The organism is Pseudomonas linyingensis (assembly GCF_900109175.1).
Classification (GTDB): Bacteria; Pseudomonadota; Gammaproteobacteria; order Pseudomonadales; family Pseudomonadaceae; genus Geopseudomonas; species Geopseudomonas linyingensis.
In genome coordinates, this window is record NZ_FNZE01000020.1 from 1 (window position 1) to 14928 (window position 14928).

General features: G+C 65.8%; 14 protein-coding genes. 4 read left to right on the forward strand and 10 right to left on the reverse strand.

The annotated features are described in order from the left end of the window. Positions 1–327, forward strand: a 327-nt coding sequence (locus tag BMZ19_RS19200; protein WP_139214714.1) for an IS3 family transposase, incomplete at its 5' end; no start/stop codon positions are given. 257 nt (positions 328–584) lie between these two features. On the opposite strand, the gene BMZ19_RS19205 is transcribed toward BMZ19_RS19200, so the two are convergent. The 5 genes from BMZ19_RS19205 to BMZ19_RS19225 form a co-directional block, all read right to left on the reverse strand. Continuing rightward, on the reverse strand, positions 585–1829 hold the full coding sequence (locus BMZ19_RS19205; RefSeq protein WP_090313194.1) for a ribonucleotide-diphosphate reductase subunit beta: 1245 nt from the start codon (positions 1827–1829) through the stop codon (positions 585–587). 235 nt (positions 1830–2064) lie between these two features. Continuing rightward, positions 2065–4917 carry a ribonucleoside-diphosphate reductase subunit alpha gene (locus BMZ19_RS19210; protein WP_090313195.1) on the reverse strand — a complete coding sequence of 951 codons (2853 nt, stop codon included), beginning with the start codon at positions 4915–4917 and terminating at the stop codon, positions 2065–2067. Between the two features lie 590 nt (positions 4918–5507). Further along, positions 5508–6239 carry a 4'-phosphopantetheinyl transferase family protein gene (locus BMZ19_RS19215; RefSeq protein ID WP_090313196.1) on the reverse strand — a complete coding sequence of 244 codons (732 nt, stop codon included), beginning with the start codon at positions 6237–6239 and terminating at the stop codon, positions 5508–5510. A gap of 29 nt (positions 6240–6268) precedes the next feature. Further along, on the reverse strand, positions 6269–7660 hold the full coding sequence (locus BMZ19_RS19220; RefSeq protein WP_090313197.1) for an adenylate/guanylate cyclase domain-containing protein: 1392 nt from the start codon (positions 7658–7660) through the stop codon (positions 6269–6271). A 159-nt stretch (positions 7661–7819) separates the two neighbouring features. Continuing rightward, a complete protein-coding gene (locus BMZ19_RS19225) occupies positions 7820–9274 on the reverse strand; it encodes a TrkH family potassium uptake protein (RefSeq protein WP_090313198.1) in 1455 nt (484 codons plus the stop codon). Between the two features lie 167 nt (positions 9275–9441). Here BMZ19_RS19225 and BMZ19_RS19230 point away from each other — a divergent pair, with 167 nt between their 5' ends. Beyond that, complete coding sequence (locus tag BMZ19_RS19230) at positions 9442–9813, forward strand: YkgJ family cysteine cluster protein (protein WP_090313199.1); 372 nt, start codon at positions 9442–9444, stop codon at positions 9811–9813. Between the two features lie 40 nt (positions 9814–9853). Then, positions 9854–10438 carry a nitroreductase family protein gene (locus tag BMZ19_RS19235; protein WP_090313200.1) on the forward strand — a complete coding sequence of 195 codons (585 nt, stop codon included), beginning with the start codon at positions 9854–9856 and terminating at the stop codon, positions 10436–10438. Here BMZ19_RS19235 and BMZ19_RS19240 read toward each other — a convergent pair. The 5 genes from BMZ19_RS19240 to BMZ19_RS19260 all read right to left on the reverse strand — a co-directional run bounded on the left by BMZ19_RS19240 (position 10409) and on the right by BMZ19_RS19260 (position 14000). Continuing rightward, positions 10409–11737, reverse strand: a complete 1329-nt coding sequence (locus tag BMZ19_RS19240) for a sensor histidine kinase (protein ID WP_090313201.1) — start codon at positions 11735–11737, stop codon at positions 10409–10411. The two genes, BMZ19_RS19235 and BMZ19_RS19240, sit on opposite strands and share 30 nt — an antisense overlap. Positions 11738–11807: 70 nt before the next feature. Further along, positions 11808–12260: a Spy/CpxP family protein refolding chaperone gene (locus BMZ19_RS19245; RefSeq protein ID WP_090313202.1), complete on the reverse strand. Its 453-nt coding sequence runs from the start codon at positions 12258–12260 to the stop codon at positions 11808–11810. 106 nt (positions 12261–12366) lie between these two features. Next, positions 12367–13059: a response regulator transcription factor gene (locus tag BMZ19_RS19250; protein WP_090313203.1), complete on the reverse strand. Its 693-nt coding sequence runs from the start codon at positions 13057–13059 to the stop codon at positions 12367–12369. A 43-nt stretch (positions 13060–13102) separates the two neighbouring features. Continuing rightward, entirely contained in the window at positions 13103–13402 is a 300-nt protein-coding gene (locus BMZ19_RS19255; RefSeq protein WP_090313204.1) for a YciI family protein, read from the reverse strand. 1 nt (position 13403) lies between these two features. Next, complete coding sequence (locus BMZ19_RS19260) at positions 13404–14000, reverse strand: septation protein A (RefSeq protein ID WP_090313205.1); 597 nt, start codon at positions 13998–14000, stop codon at positions 13404–13406. Positions 14001–14066: 66 nt separating this feature from the next. On the opposite strand from BMZ19_RS19260, the gene BMZ19_RS19265 reads away from it, so the two are divergent. After that, on the forward strand, positions 14067–14927 hold the full coding sequence (locus BMZ19_RS19265; protein WP_090313206.1) for a PHP domain-containing protein: 861 nt from the start codon (positions 14067–14069) through the stop codon (positions 14925–14927). Position 14928 lies beyond the last annotated feature (1 nt).

Here is a 14928-nt window from a genome sequence, read left to right on the forward strand (position 1 = left end):
CTATGGCGGCGCAAGCAGCCCAAGGGGGTGATCGTGCACAGCGACCGTGGCAGCCAGTACTGCTCGGCGGCTTACCAGGAACTGATCCGAGCCCATCACTTGCGATGCAGCATGAGCGCGAAGGGCAACTGCTACGACAATGCCTGTGCGGAGAGCTTCTTCCACAGCCTGAAGGTCGAATGCATCCACGGCGAGCGTTTCATGAGCCGCGCCCAGATGCGTGAAACCGTGTTTGAATACATCGAAACCGACTACAACCGCCAGCGGCGTCACAGCACGTTGGGGCACATCAGCCCGGAGGCCTTCGAGGCCCGGATGAGTGCTTAAACCCGTGTCCACGACTGCTGGGCAAGATCATTTTTCTTAGCCACGGGGTTAGTGTGGTTTTTGTTAGGGTAAGTACTATTTGTATGATCGCGCTTGTGGCGATTCCGCTGGCAATTCCTATGAAGATATTAAGCGTATAGTCCATTTCGTGCTCTCATAAAAAAGCCCCGCACAAGGCGGGGCTCTGGTCCTTACTCGCTGCCCCAAACATCCATTTCAGGTAAAGCGCTCTATCTTTCGGCTGTCGCCGCCCGGAATCAATCCCAAGCCAACGCCCCACCCGTCTGATACTCGGTCACCCGAGTCTCGAAGAAGTTCTTCTCCTTCTTCAGGTCCATAATCTCGCTCATCCACGGGAACGGGTTGGTGGTGCCCGGGTATTCTTCCTTGAGGCCGATCTGGGTCAGGCGGCGGTTGGCGATGAACTTGAGGTAGTCCTCCATCATCGCCGCGTTCATGCCCAGCACGCCGCGGGGCATGGTGTCGCGGGCGTATTCGATCTCCAGCTGGGTGCCCTGGAGGATCATCTGGGTGGCTTCGTCCTTCAGCTCGGCATCCCACAGGTGCGGGTTTTCGATCTTGATCTGGTTGATCACGTCGATGCCGAAGTTCAGGTGCATGGATTCGTCGCGCAGGATGTACTGGAACTGCTCGGCGACGCCGGTCATCTTGTTGCGGCGGCCCATGGAGAGGATCTGGGTGAAGCCGCAGTAGAAGAAGATGCCTTCCAGTACGCAGTAGTAGGCGATCAGGTTGCGCAGCAGCTCCTTGTCGGTCTCGACGGTGCCGGTGTCGAACTCGGGATCGGAGATGGCGCGGGTGTACTTGAGGCCCCAGGCGGCCTTCTTCGCCACCGACGGCACCTCGTGGTACATGTTGAAGATCTCGCCTTCATCCATGCCCAGCGACTCGATGCAGTACTGGTAGGCGTGGGTGTGGATCGCTTCCTCGAAGGCCTGGCGCAGGATGTACTGGCGGCACTCGGGGTTGGTGATCAGGCGGTACACGGCCAGTGCCAGGTTGTTGGCGACCAGCGAGTCGGCGGTGGAGAAGAAGCCGAGGTTGCGCATGACGATGCGGCGCTCGTCCTCGGTCAGGCCGTCCTGGCTCTTCCACAGGGCGATGTCCGCGTTCATGTTGACCTCTTGCGGCATCCAGTGGTTGGCGCAGCCGTCGAGATACTTCTGCCAGGCCCAGTCGTACTTGAACGGTACCAGCTGGTTGAGGTCGGCGCGGCAGTTGATCATGCGCTTGGCGTCGACGGTGACGCGGGCGCCTTCGCCTTCCAGCTCGGCCAGGCCTTCGGCGATGTCGAGCTGGTCGAGGGCGGCCTTGGCGCGGGCCACGGCGGCGGAGTCGTCGGCGGACACGGCGCGGGCGTCGTGCACGGCGGCCTCGGCGGCGTTGTCGAGCTTGTCGGCGGCTGCGCTGGTGGCAGCCTTGGCCGCGGCCGGCTTGGCTACGGTTTCTTCTTCGGTATCGAATTCATCCCAGCTCAGCATGATGCTCTCCTGCCTGGTTGAGCGGACCGACATTCATCGGCCTGTATGGATAGACAGTAAATTGATTCTATGACGTTGCACGTGGTGCGCAAGACGAAAACGGGGCCGTTGGTCTGGGGAGGGCCTGGCCTGGTTGATCCCTCTCCCTGGCCCTCTCCCGAGCGGGAGAGGGTGGGCAATCGCTACTTCGCCGCGAGCCTCCCCGGCGCGATGCCGCTCCGGGGAGACGTCCGCCTTACTGGCAGGCTTCGCAGTCGGGGTTGTCGATGCTGCACGCCTGCGGCACCGGCGCCGGCTTCGGCTCGGCCGAGAGGCTTTCGTCGATCACCGAGGACACGGCGTTGAGCTTGCCGGTGTTGATGGTCGACTTCTCGGTGCTGGTGGCGGCCAGGGCACGGAGGTAGTAGGTGGTCTTCAGACCGCGGTACCAGGCCATGCGGTAGGTCACGTCGAGCTTCTTGCCCGAGGCGCCGGCGATGTACAGGTTGAGCGACTGGGCCTGGTCGATCCACTTCTGGCGGCGGCTGGCGGCGTCGACGATCCAGCGGGTTTCCACTTCGAAGGCGGTGGCGTACAGGTCCTTGAGGTCCTGCGGGATGCGCTCGATCTGCTGCACGGAGCCGTCGTAGTACTTGAGGTCGTTGACCATGACCGGGTCCCACAGGCCGCGGTCCTTGAGGTCGCGTACCAGGTAAGGGTTGATCACGGTGAACTCGCCGGACAGGTTCGACTTCACGTACAGGTTCTGGTAGGTCGGCTCGATGGACTGCGACACGCCAACGATGTTGGAGATGGTCGCGGTCGGCGCGATGGCCATGATGTTCGAGTTGCGGATGCCCTTCTGTACGCGGGCACGCAGCGGCGCCCAGTCCAGCGACTCGGTCAGGTCGACGTCGATGTACTTCTGGCCGCGGGCCTCGATGAGGATCTGCTGGGAGTCCAGCGGCAGGATGCCCTTGGACCACAGCGAGCCGTCGAAGCTGGAGTAGGCGCCACGCTCGTCGGCCAGGTCGCAGGAGGCCTGGATCGCGTAGTAGCTGATCGCTTCCATCGACTGGTCGGCGAAGGTCACCGCGGCGTCGGAGCCGTAGGCGATGTGCTGCAGGTACAGCGCGTCCTGGAAGCCCATGATGCCGAGGCCGACCGGGCGGTGCTTGAAGTTGGCGTTCTGCGCCTGCGGCACCGAGTAGTAGTTGATGTCGATGACGTTATCGAGCATGCGCACGGCGGTCTTCACGGTGCGCGCCAGCTTGGCGTTGTCCAGCTTGCCGTCGACGATGTGGTTGACCAGGTTGATCGAACCCAGGTTGCAGACGGCGATCTCGTCCTTGTTGGTGTTCAGGGTGATCTCGGTGCACAGGTTGGAGCTGTGTACCACGCCGACGTGCTGCTGCGGGCTGCGCAGGTTGCACGGGTCCTTGAAGGTCAGCCACGGGTGGCCGGTCTCGAACAGCATGGACAGCATCTTGCGCCACAGGTCCTTGGCGGCGATGGTCTTGTGCAGCTTGAGCTTGCCGTAGCCGGCCATGGCTTCGTAGTACTCGTAGCGCTCTTCGAAGGCCTTGCCGGTCAGGTCGTGCAGGTCGGGCACGTCGGACGGCGAGAACAGGGTCCAGGAGCCGTCGTCGAACACGCGCTTCATGAACAGGTCGGGAATCCAGTTCGCGGTGTTCATGTCGTGGGTGCGGCGACGGTCGTCACCGGTGTTCTTGCGCAGCTCGAGGAATTCCTCGATGTCCAGGTGCCAGGTCTCCAGGTAGGCGCAGACCGCGCCCTTGCGCTTGCCGCCCTGGTTGACCGCCACGGCGGTGTCGTTGACCACTTTCAGGAACGGCACGACGCCCTGGCTCTTGCCGTTGGTGCCCTTGATGTAGGAGCCCAGCGCGCGCACCGGGGTCCAGTCGTTGCCCAGGCCGCCGGCGAACTTGGACAGCAGGGCGTTGTCGCGGATGGCGTCGTAGATGCCGCCCAGATCGTCCGGCACGGTGGTCAGGTAGCAGCTGGACAGCTGCGGGCGCAGGGTGCCGGCGTTGAACAGGGTCGGGGTCGACGCCATGTAGTCGAACGACGACAGCAGGTTGTAGAACTCGATGGCGCGGGCTTCGCGATCCTTTTCTTCGATGGCCAGGCCCATGGCCACGCGCATGAAGAACACCTGCGGCAGTTCGAAGCGGATATCGTTCTTGTGGATGAAGTAGCGGTCATACAGGGTCTGCAGACCGAGGTAGGTGAACTGGCCATCGCGCTCGTGGTTGATGGCGGCGCCCAGCTTGGCCAGGTCGTAGTCACGCAGCTTGGGATCGAGCAGTTCGAACTCGATGCCTTTCTCGATGTACACCGGCAGGGCCTGGGCGTACAGCTCGGCCATCTCGTGGTGGGTGGCGCGCTCGGCGACGCCGAGGAAGCCCAGCGCTTCGGCGCGCAGGGTGTCCATCAGCAGGCGGGCGGTGACGTAGGAGTAGTTCGGCTCGCGCTCGACCAGGGTGCGCGCGGTCATCACCAGAGCGGTGTTGACGTCCTGCTCGGAGACGCCGTCGTAGAGGTTCTTCAGGGTCTCGCGCTGGATCAGGGCGCCATCGACTTCGGCCAGGCCTTCGCAGGCCTCGGCGATGATGGTCTGCAGGCGGCCGAGGTCGAGCGGGCTCTTCTCGCCATTGGCCAGGGTGATGCGGATGCTCGGGTGCGGCTGGGCCACTTCGCTGCCGGCGCTGCGCTTGCGTTCCTGGGAACGGGCTTCACGGTAGATCACGTAATCGCGGGCGACCTTCTGCTCGCCGGCGCGCATCAGGGCCAGTTCGACCTGGTCCTGGATTTCCTCGATGTGGATGGTGCCGCCGGACGGCATGCGACGCTTGAAGGTGGCGGTGACCTGCTCGGTCAGGCGCGCGACGGTGTCGTGGATGCGCGACGACGCGGCGGCATTGCCGCCTTCCACGGCGAGGAACGCCTTGGTGATGGCCACGGTGATCTTGTCGTCGGTGTAGGGCACGACAGTGCCGTTACGCTTGATTACGCGCAACTGGCCCGGGGCGGTGGCTGCCAGATCCTGGCTGGCCGTCGGGTTCTCGCGGGTGGTGTCGGTGTGCATCGGAGTCTCCGCAGTTCTGATTTCGGTTTGGACGCTTGCCGCCGGACGCCACAACACCACGTGGGGGCGGGCGGAGGCGACGGTACCTGTCAAGCGTCGATTTTTACTCAGTCCCTGCCAGGACGGATGAGCGAGCCATCCTGAGGGCGGGGCACAAGATATAGTGTTTAGTCTTCGTCGGCGTTTTCCGCCAGTTCTATGCGTTGGGAGAGACTAGCAAGCCCGGTCTGGTGGGGGCCGCAACAGGGTCTCAATCGCCACGTGATGACTGTCAAAGAGCTGGCGTTTTGTGCGCAGAAAAAACTTGTCGTACACAACATGTTGTGGCTGTAGCGCTTTGGCGCTACAGCATAGTGCGTGGTTGGCGGTCGTGCAAACGGCGGCTGTGGATAGTGTTGTGGATAACTTGTGGGCGGGCTGTGTGCTTTTCTGGCGGCCCTGGCGCAACCCGCAGCCCTGCTGCATCGGTGCCGTTCGTCGCCTTGCGGCAGCTTGAAAAGGAGCTGCCCGGGTGGCGAAGGGCGCGCAAGTTAACACAATATCTAGTGTGTTGGCAGGCTTGGAAAAACGCGCCGATTGTGCGAGGCGGGTCAGTCGGCGGGGATCGCCACCAGGCTCAGCAGGCGCTCCTCGTGGCGGACGAACTGGCCCTCCAGGCAGCTGCCGAGGCGCCATTCGGCGCTCAGATCCTCGCGCAGTTGCAGGCGTACCCGGCCGTTGTCGGCCTGTTCGACCAGCGCGGCGGCATGGAAGTAGAAGCGTCGCTGCACCAGCGGATAGAGCGCCTTGAACAGGCTCTCCTTGAGCGAGAAGCACAGGGTCAGGTGAAGCGCGCGTTGCTCGGCAGGCAGTTGCTGGAAGTGCTGCAGTTCGGCGGGGGTGAGGATCTGCTCGGCCAGGCGTTCGGCGCGTTCAGCCGTCAGCAGGGGTTCGGCATCCAGGCCCAGCCCGCGCCAGGCGTCGCGGTGGCCGACCAGGGCGGCGGCCCAGCCGTGGCTGTGGGTGATGCTGCCGGTGATGCCGGCCGGCCAGCGGGGCGCGTTGTCCTCGCCTCGGAGCGGGAAGCTGGCGGTGCCGCTGAGCTGGCACAGGGCGCTGGCGGCGCACAGGCGCCCGGCGAGGAATTCGCTCTGCCGCTTGCGGGCGGCCGTGGCGATGCCGGGGGGCGGCGTCAGCCGGCTGCGGGCGAAGTCGTCGGGAGCGAGCTGCGCAGAGTCGAAGCGGCAGCTGTGCAGGATCAGGCCGGGCAGCGCCTGCGGCAGCGGCCAGTCGGTCTGGAGGGCGCTGCAGCAGGCGGGCAGGGTGGGGTTGGGCGCGGACATGCGGGCAGTATGGCGCAGCGCGACGTGGATCAGTAGATGACCTTGTCGCGCAGCTTCTCGGCGGCCTGCTGAAGGGCGAGGATGACCCGCTCCTTGTCGTAGTTCTGGATGCTGTTGGTGTCCATGTACATGGAGAAGCCCGGCAGCTCGTGCTCGAGGAAGCTGGCGGCGGCGCCGAGGTCGCGGCGGAAGTCGACCACCTGGTAGATCTGCACCGGCCGGGAGAAGCCCTTGACGCTGATCTGGCCCTTGTCGCGGCACATGATCACGTCCTTGATCATCGAGTAGGTCTCGTGGGAGATGAGGATCTCGCCGGAGTCGGAGGCGCTTTCCAGGCGGCTGGCGAGGTTCACCTCGCGACCGATGATGGTGTAGTCCATGCGCGTGTCGGCGCCGAAGTTGCCTACGGTGCAGTAGCCGGTGTTGATGCCCATGCGGATTTCCAGCGGCTTGGTGATGCCCTGGCTGCGCCACTGCTGGCGCAGCACCTTCATGTGCTTGCGCATGGCGATGGCCATGGATACGGCGGCCACGGCGTCCTTCTTGGCGCCCTGGGTGGTGGGGTCGCCGAAGAAGACCATCACCGCGTCGCCGATGAACTTGTCGATGGTGCCGCCGTACTTCAGGGCGATCTTCGACATCTCGTTGAGGTAGGTGTTGAGGACGTCGGTCAGCGCCTCGGCTTCCAGTTCCTCGGACAGCTCGGTGAAGCCCTTGATGTCGGAGAAGAACACGGTGAGCTTCTTGCGCTGGGTTTCCAGCCGCACGCTCTTCTTGCCGCTGAAGATCGATTCCCAGACTTGCGGCGACAGGTACTTGGCCAGGCTGCTGGCCAGGCGTGCGGCCTTTTCCTGCTCCTTCTTGACCTCCTCGCGGGCCACGTCCAGGCGGATGGCCTGCTGGTGGACGAGGAAGGCGGCGATGCACACGTAGAGCAGGGTGAACAGGATGCTCACCGCGGAGACCAGCGCCGGGGTGGCCAGCTTGAGTTCGGGGGCGACCGCCACGAAGCTGAGCACTGCGCCGATCAGGGCGCCGAGCAGGGCGAGGGTGAGCGAGCGCAGGCCGCCAAGGATCAGGGCGCTGAAGCTCAGGGTCAGGACGAACATCAGGCTCGGCACCAGCGAGAAGCCGAGCAGGGTCATGCCGGTGCCGGCATGCACGGCGTCGATCAGCAGCAGGGTCCGATCGGTCTGCTGCGGATGGCTGAGCTTGAAGCGCTGGCTCAGTTGGTGGGCCAGGTGCGGGTAGAGCAGGGTGTAGGGCACCAGCCAGAGAATGTCGTAGCCGAAGTGCTGGCTGTAGGTGCCGGCGGCGATGCTGGCGGCAGCGGCCAGATAGGCCAGGGTGCGGGACTGGTATTCGCGCAAACGAGGGTCCGGCAGTCGCATGGCCGAACGCTCGCGGGTCAAGAATTTCATCTGGTCGGGGACTTCCCTGACTGGTGCCCGCACCTCTGGTGGGTGCTGCGGGCTGGACAGGCCACGGGCAATGCGTGGCGGACGGGCGATCTTAGCCGAGGCGCCGGCGAGACGCAAAGTGCACCTTGGGTGGGCATCCTTGCTGTCGCAGACTGCCCGTCAGTGGCGCCAGAACGCCGGGGTCAGCAGCACAAAAATGGTGATGATCTCCAGGCGGCCGAGCAGCATGCCGACCGACAGCAGCCACTTGGCGCTGTCCGGCAGGCTGGCGAAGTTGCCGGCCGGGCCGATGATCGGACCGAGGCCCGGGCCGACGTTGCACACCGCGGTGGCGGCGCCGGTCAGCGCGGTGATCCAGTCCAGGCCGATCAGCGCCAGGCCGAGGGCGATCACGCCGATGGTGATGGTAAAGAAGAAGGACAGGGTGACCAGCGAGCGGACGATGTCCTCGTCGATCGTATGGTTGTTGTACTGCTGCTTGATCACTGCGCGCGGGTGGATCATCTGCTGCATGTTGGCCTTGAGCATCACGTAGGCCACCTGGAAGCGGAAGATCTTCAGGCCGCCTGCGGTGGAGCCGGAACAGCCGCCGACGAAGGTCAGGTAGAAGAACATCAGCACCGCGAAGCCGCCCCACTGACTGTAGTCGCCGAGGGCAAAGCCGGTAGTGGTGACTACCGAGACCACGTTGACCGTGACGATGCGCAAGGCATCCAGCCAGGCGTGCTCGGAGTGGAGCCACAGCCAGGTGGCGAACGCCAGGCAGGTGATCAGCAGGAAGCCGAGGAAGCCGCGTACCTGCTGGTCGCGCAGCAGTGCCTTGCGATGGCCGCGCAGGAAGGCGACGTACAGGGTGAAGGGCAGGCTGCCGAGGAGCATGAGCACCACCGCGACCCAGTGCACCGATGGCTGCGGCCAGTGCGCCAGCGAGGAGTCGGAGGTGGAGAAGCCGCCGGTGGAGATCGAGGCCATGGAGTGGTTGATCGCCTCGAACGGCGTCATGCCGGCGATCCAGAAGGCGAGGAAGCCGAGCAGGGTCAGTCCGACATAGATACAGAGGATGTACTTGGCCACCATGTGCGAGCGCGGCATGACCTTTTCTGACCAGTCGGAGGATTCGGTCTGGAACAGGCGCATGCCGCCGACGCGCAGCAGCGGCAGCACCGCCACCGCCATGCCGATGAAGCCGATGCCGCCCAGCCAGTGCAGCATGGAACGCCAGATCAGCAGGGCCGGCGAGGCATTGTCGAGGCCGCTGAGCACGGTTGAGCCGGTGGTGGTGATGCCTGACATGGTTTCGAAGAAGGCGTCGGTATAGCTGATGTGGTGGATGAACACCATCGGCAGGGCGGCGAACATGCATACCACCACCCAGCTCGAGGTGGTCAGCATGTACATGTCGCGCGGGCGCAGCTGAACATTTTGCGGATAGCCGGGCAGCACCATGGCCAGGCCGCAGCCGACGGTGATCAGGGTCGGCCAGAGAAAGTCCGACAAGCCTTCCGGCGTGCCCATGCTCAGCAAGGTGATGATCGGGATGATCATGCTGAATGCCAGGGTGATCAGGAAAATACCCAGGAGGAAGGCGATCAGGCGCAGGGTCGGCAGGGCCATGGGCAGGGGGGGCTTCGCAGGCGTTAAAGGGCGGCATTCTGCGCGTCTGTGCAGGCGCTGTAAACGGCCGGAAAAATTTCTGCCGGACGGACTTTCCAGCGCGATTGGCCACTCGCTAGAATCCGCGGCTCCCGCCGGCAGTCGCCGGTTTCCGCGGTATTGCACCGATGTCCGACAATAATCCCTGCCTCACGTGCGGCGCCTGCTGCGCGCACTTTCGTGTGTCCTTCTATTGGGGCGAATGCCAGTCCGCCGGCGGCGTCGTTCCGGACGAACTGGTCGAGCAGATCACTCCCCATCACGCGGCCATGCGCGGCACCACCAGCAAGCCGGCGCGTTGCGTCAGCCTGCTGGGCGAGGTCGGCTGTGGTGTGCGTTGCACCATGTACGAGCAGCGTTCCTCGCCCTGTCGCGAGTTCGAGGCCTCCTGGGAGTATGGCGAGCACAACCCGCGCTGCGACGCCGCCCGCGCCGCCCACGGCCTGCCACCGCTGACCCCGCCGCTGGAGCCGGATATGGCCCCGGATCGCGTGGCCTGAGGGTAGAATCGCGGCTTTGTGTTCCTACTGGAGAAACCCCATGGAGGCTCTCGAAGCCCTGCTCAATCGTGTCTCGGTGGCACGCCTGGACGAGCCGGCGCCGACGCCGGCGCAGCGCGAGCTGCTGTTTCGTGCCGCGCTGCGCGCGCCGGATCATGGTCAGCTGCGACCCTGGCGCTTTCTCACCGTGGAAGGGGCAGCCCGCGAGCAGCTCGGCGAGTTGTTCGCCCGTGCCCAGCTGACGCGCGATCCGGATGCGCCGGCTGCAGTCATCGACAAGGCGCGGGCCATGCCGCTGCGTGCGCCGCTGCTGGTGGTGGCCATCGCCTGCATCAAGGCGCACCCCAAGGTGCCAGAGTCGGAGCAACTGCTGGCCGCCGGCAGTGCGGTCCACGGTTTGCTGCTGGCGGCGCATGCCCAGGGCATCGGCGCCATCTGGCGCACCGGCGAGCTGTCCTATGACGCCACGGTGCATGCCGGGCTGCACCTGGCGGACAACGAGCGGATCATCGGCTTCGTTTATCTGGGCACGCCGCCGGCCGAGCTGCGCAAGCCGCAGCCGCTGGAGCCGGCGGACTTCGTCACGACCTGGTCGTCAGAATTCGGCGCTGACGTTCAGGGGTAACTCCAGGCGGGCGACAAAGCCGCCCTCCGGATGATTGGCCAGCACCAGCTGGCCGCCATGGCGCTGGGCGGCGCGGCGGGCGATGGCCAGGCCGAGGCCGTGGCCTGCGCTGGCCTGGCCGGGCGCGCGGAAGAACGGCTCGCCAAGCTGGGCCAGGTGCTCGCTGGCGACGCCGGGGCCGTGGTCGCGAACCTCGATCAGCAGCAGGTCGCCGTCGCGGCGGGCGCCGACTTCCAGCGGCTGCCCGGCCGGGTTGAAGCGCAGGGCGTTGCGCAGCAGGTTGTCCAGCGCGCGCTCGAGCAGGTCCGGCCAGCCCTGCAACTGCAGGTCGGCGGGTACTGCGATGCGCAGTTCCTGCTGCGGCGCCAGCAGCCGTGCATCCTCACGCAGCTTTTCCAGCAGCGCCGCCAGGTTGACCGGCTGGCGCTGGCTACTCTCGGCATCCACTCGGGCCAGGACCAGAATCTCGCTGATCAGCGCTTCCAGGCGATCGCACTCCTGCACCAGGCGTGGCCACAGGCGCGCGCGCTCCTCGTCGCTGGCCCGCTCGGCCAGGGCCAGGGCGATGCGCAGGCGGGCCAGGGGCGAGCGCAGTTCGTGGGAGACGTCGCGCAGCAACTGGCGCTGGCTGCCGATCAGGTCCTGCAGGCGTGCGCCCATGCGGTTGAAGTCGCGGGCTAGGGTGCCCAGCTCGTCGCGCCGGGATGCCAGGCGGGCCAGGCTGTGCTGCTGGTAGGTGGTCTGGCCGAGATCGTGCACCGCCCCGCGCAGGCGGTTGAGCGGGCGGGTGATCGACAGGGTCAGCAGCACGCTGAGAAAGGTCAGCACCACCACGGCGATGACCAGCGCGCTGAGTGGCCAGAGCAGGCTGTCGCGGTGCCAGGTGGCCAACTCGGGATGCGGGATGCGGTAGATGAACAGATAGGTCTGTTCGCTCTGCGGACTGGTGTAGTCCTCGGTCAGGCGGCGCCAGGGCAGGCGATGACCTTCGCGACGTGCCTCGAAGGCGGCGGCGCGGCGCGGGAAGGTGCCGGGCACGACCAGTTGGCCGGTTTCGTCGAGCACCTGGATATCCACGCGATGGCGATGCCGGTGGCGTTCGAGGAACTCCTGGGCGGCCTCCGGCCCCTGCTGTTCGAAGCGCTGGCTCCATTCGGCGGCTACACCACGAATGCCGGGATGCTGGGCGAGGATCCAGGCGTCCTGGTTCAGGGCGCGGCCGAGCAGCAGTGACAGGCCGGCCACCAGGGCAATGGCCAGCCAGAAGGTGGCGAAGATGCGCCAGAACAGGGTGCGCATGCGCGGATCCGTTTTCGAGGTTGGAATGAAAAAAACGGGGACATCCTGGCGAATGCCCCCGTCGGGGATGTTACTGGGCGGCCTTCTTGTCGCGCTCGGCCTTCCAGGCTTCGAACTCGGCGCGTTCGGCGCGGCGCGCCTCACGCTCTTTCTGCATCTCGTCGAAGCGCTTCTGCTGCTCGGGCGTCAGCGCGTCGCGGATGATCTTGGTGGCCTTGTCGCGGTTGTCCTGCAGCTCCTTCTGCATGGCGGCTTGGTCGGCAGCCGGCAGCTTGTCCAGGTAGCGCTGGGTGATCTCGTGTCTGGTCTTTACCTGCTCGCGCATCTGGCTGCGGATCTGCTGGCGCTGCTCGGCGGTGAGGTCCATGCCCTTCATCATCGTGTGATCGCCGTGGTACATGTGGCCGCCATGGTGGCCGTCACCACGCATGTGGCGCGAGCCCATGTCGTCCGGGTCGGGAGCGGCGATTGCCAGGGCCGGCAGGGCGGCGGCGAGGAGCAGGGCGGAGAGGGTCTTGCGCATGGTCTGTTTCCTTCTCGATGGCGGCTAGGTCGCCGGATGAGTTCAGTCTAGGGCGCGCAAGGTCAACCGCAGTCAGTCAAGGGTAAAGGGAGGGTAAAGACGCTTATCAGGGCGCGTAGTAGTAGCCGCGCCCGCGGCTGGCGAGGATGCGCGGGCGGCCGTCGGTGTGCGGCCCGAGCTTCTTGCGCAGGTTGCTGACGTGCATGTCCAGGCTGCGGTCGTAGAGGGTCAGCTTGCGGCCGAGGGCGAGCAGGGCGAGGGTCTGCTTGTCCAGCGGCTCGCCCGGTTGCTTGAGCAGGGCTTCGAGGATGTGGCTTTCCGAGACGGTCAGGGTGATTTCCTGCTCGCCGAGCATCGCCACCCCGCGGTTCGGGCTGTAGCTCAGGTCGCCCAGCTCCAGACGGATATTGCCGGTCGTGTCGGAGCTGCCGCCGCTCTGCGTGCGGCGCAGCACGGCGCGCAGGCGCGCGGTCAGTTCGCGCGGGTCGCAAGGCTTGGCCAGGTAGTCGTCGGCACCCAGCTCCAGGCCGAGGATGCGGTCCAGCGGCTCGCCGCGGGCCGACAGCATCAGCACCGGCAGCTCCGGATATTCGCCGCGCAGCTGCTTGAGCAGTTCCAGGCCGCTGCCGTCGGGCAGCATGACGTCGAGCACCACGGCATCCGGCGTCCGTTCGGCAAGGGCGTCGCGCGCATGGCTGCCGTCGTGGCAGGCGCGCACCCGGAAGCCCTCCTGGCCGAGCCAGGCAGCCAGCAGGTCGGTGAGTTCGCGGTCATCGTCGATCAGCAGCAATTCACTCATCGCTTTCTCGGGGCTGTGCAGGATGATGAGCGGGGCGTGCCATTCAGGGCAGGGTCTGGCGGAACGGCTTGACCACCACCTCGGCATAGACCCCGGCGGCGCAGAAGGGGTCGGCGTCGGCCCAGGCGCGGGCGGCTTGCAGCGAGTCGAATTCGGCGACGATCAGGCTGCCGGTGAAACCGGCCGGGCCCGGATCGTTGCTGTCGATGGCCGGGTGCGGGCCGGCGAGGACCAGGCGGCCGGCGTCCTTGAGGGCGTTGAGGCGCTCGAGGTGGGCCGGGCGGTTGGCCAGGCGGGCGTCGAGGGAGTTGGCAGCGTCGCTGGCGATGATGGCGTAGAGCATGTCAGTCCTTGGAGGCGGATTGTTCGAGGGCGCTGTCGTGCATGTGGCGGGCGAGGAACACGCCCTGGCCGAGCAGGAACAGCAGGGTCAGGCCGAGGCTGCCGAACACTTTGAAGTCGACCCAGAACTCGTGGAAGGTGAACGCCACATACAGGTTGGCCAGGCCGCAGACGATGAAGAAGGCTACCCAGGCCAGATTCAGGCGACTCCACAGCGACTGCGGCAGCTGCACGGCATGGCCCATGATGCGCTGGATCAGCGGCTTGTCGCCGATGAACTGGCTGGCGGCGAAGGCGAGGGCGAACAGCCAGTTGACCACCGGTGCCTTCCACTTGAGGAAGGTTTCGCTGTGGAAGGCCAGGGTCATGCCGCCGAACACCAGGCAGGCGAGCAGGGTGAGCCACTGGCCCTTCTCCAGCTTGCGCTGGGTGGCGAGGATCAGGCCGTAGACCAGCAGGGAGGCGCCGATCAGTACGGCGGTGGCGCTGAATACGCCGCCGACGCTCAGGCTGTGGCCAGCCAGCTCGATCACGCGGGGCTCCATCTTGTAGGTGATGAAGAACAGGATCAGCGGGATGAAGTCGATGAATTGTTTCACGGCACACGCCACGGGCAGGATGAGGGGGCATAATAACAGACCACCCAAGACGGAAAAGCATCGCCCATGTACGTTGACCTGCACTGCCACAGTACCGCCTCCGACGGCATGCTCACGCCTGCCGGTGTGGTGACGCGGGCGCATGAGCGCGGTGTGGGCGTGCTGGCGTTGACCGATCACGACACCCTCGACGGCCTGCCGGAGGCGCGCGCCTGTGCCGCCGCGCTGGGCATCGAGTTGGTCGATGGCATAGAGCTGTCCTGCACCTGGGCGGGGGCGACCATCCATGTCCTCGGCTACGGCTTCGCGCCCGACGCACCGGCCCTGCAGCGCGCCATCGCGGCGCTGCACGAGGGGCGCTGGGCGCGCTCCGAGGAGATCGACCGGCGCCTGGCGGCCAAGGGCATGCCTGGCTGCCTGGAGGGTGCCCGTATGGTGCAGCAGGAGCGCGGCGAGAGCGGCAATGCGCCGTCGCGGCCACACTTCGCCGAGTTCATGGTGCGCGCCGGCTTCGTCAAGGATCACGCCCAGGCCTTCCAGCGCTGGCTGGGCGCCGGCAAGCTGGGCGACGTCAAGCAGCACTGGCCGACTCTGGAGAGCACCCTGGACACCCTGCGCGACTCCGGTGCTTCGATCAGTCTGGCGCATCCGTGCCACTACGACTTTACTCGAACGAAAAGACGCAAGTTGGTGGCGGCCTTCGTCGAGGGCGGCGGGCATGCGCTGGAGGTGTCCAACGGCCCGCAGGTGGACAGTCAGGTCGGCATGCTGGCCAACCTCGCCCGCGAATTCGGTCTGCTGGCCAGCGCCGGCAGCGACTTTCACGGGCCGCGCCAGTGGTCCGAACTGGGCAGCTACCGTGCGCCGCCGGCCGATGTGGCGCTGCTCTGGCCGCGCCTGACGCGACAGGAACACCCGATTGCATAAG

Excerpts from the sequence above, each read along its gene's own strand:
- BMZ19_RS19205 (WP_090313194.1), bottom strand. The coding sequence starts at position 1,829 with ATGCTGAGCTGGGATGAATTCGATACCGAAGAAGAAACCGTAGCCAAG.
- BMZ19_RS19210 (WP_090313195.1), bottom strand. The coding sequence starts at position 4,917 with ATGCACACCGACACCACCCGCGAGAACCCGACGGCCAGCCAGGATCTG.
- BMZ19_RS19215 (WP_090313196.1), bottom strand. The coding sequence starts at position 6,239 with ATGTCCGCGCCCAACCCCACCCTGCCCGCCTGCTGCAGCGCCCTCCAG.
- BMZ19_RS19220 (WP_090313197.1), bottom strand. The coding sequence starts at position 7,660 with ATGAAATTCTTGACCCGCGAGCGTTCGGCCATGCGACTGCCGGACCCT.
- BMZ19_RS19225 (WP_090313198.1), bottom strand. The coding sequence starts at position 9,274 with ATGGCCCTGCCGACCCTGCGCCTGATCGCCTTCCTCCTGGGTATTTTC.
- BMZ19_RS19230 (WP_090313199.1), top strand. The coding sequence starts at position 9,442 with ATGTCCGACAATAATCCCTGCCTCACGTGCGGCGCCTGCTGCGCGCAC.
- BMZ19_RS19235 (WP_090313200.1), top strand. The coding sequence starts at position 9,854 with ATGGAGGCTCTCGAAGCCCTGCTCAATCGTGTCTCGGTGGCACGCCTG.
- BMZ19_RS19240 (WP_090313201.1), bottom strand. The coding sequence starts at position 11,737 with ATGCGCACCCTGTTCTGGCGCATCTTCGCCACCTTCTGGCTGGCCATT.
- BMZ19_RS19245 (WP_090313202.1), bottom strand. The coding sequence starts at position 12,260 with ATGCGCAAGACCCTCTCCGCCCTGCTCCTCGCCGCCGCCCTGCCGGCC.
- BMZ19_RS19250 (WP_090313203.1), bottom strand. The coding sequence starts at position 13,059 with ATGAGTGAATTGCTGCTGATCGACGATGACCGCGAACTCACCGACCTG.
- BMZ19_RS19255 (WP_090313204.1), bottom strand. The coding sequence starts at position 13,402 with ATGCTCTACGCCATCATCGCCAGCGACGCTGCCAACTCCCTCGACGCC.
- BMZ19_RS19265 (WP_090313206.1), top strand. The coding sequence starts at position 14,067 with ATGTACGTTGACCTGCACTGCCACAGTACCGCCTCCGACGGCATGCTC.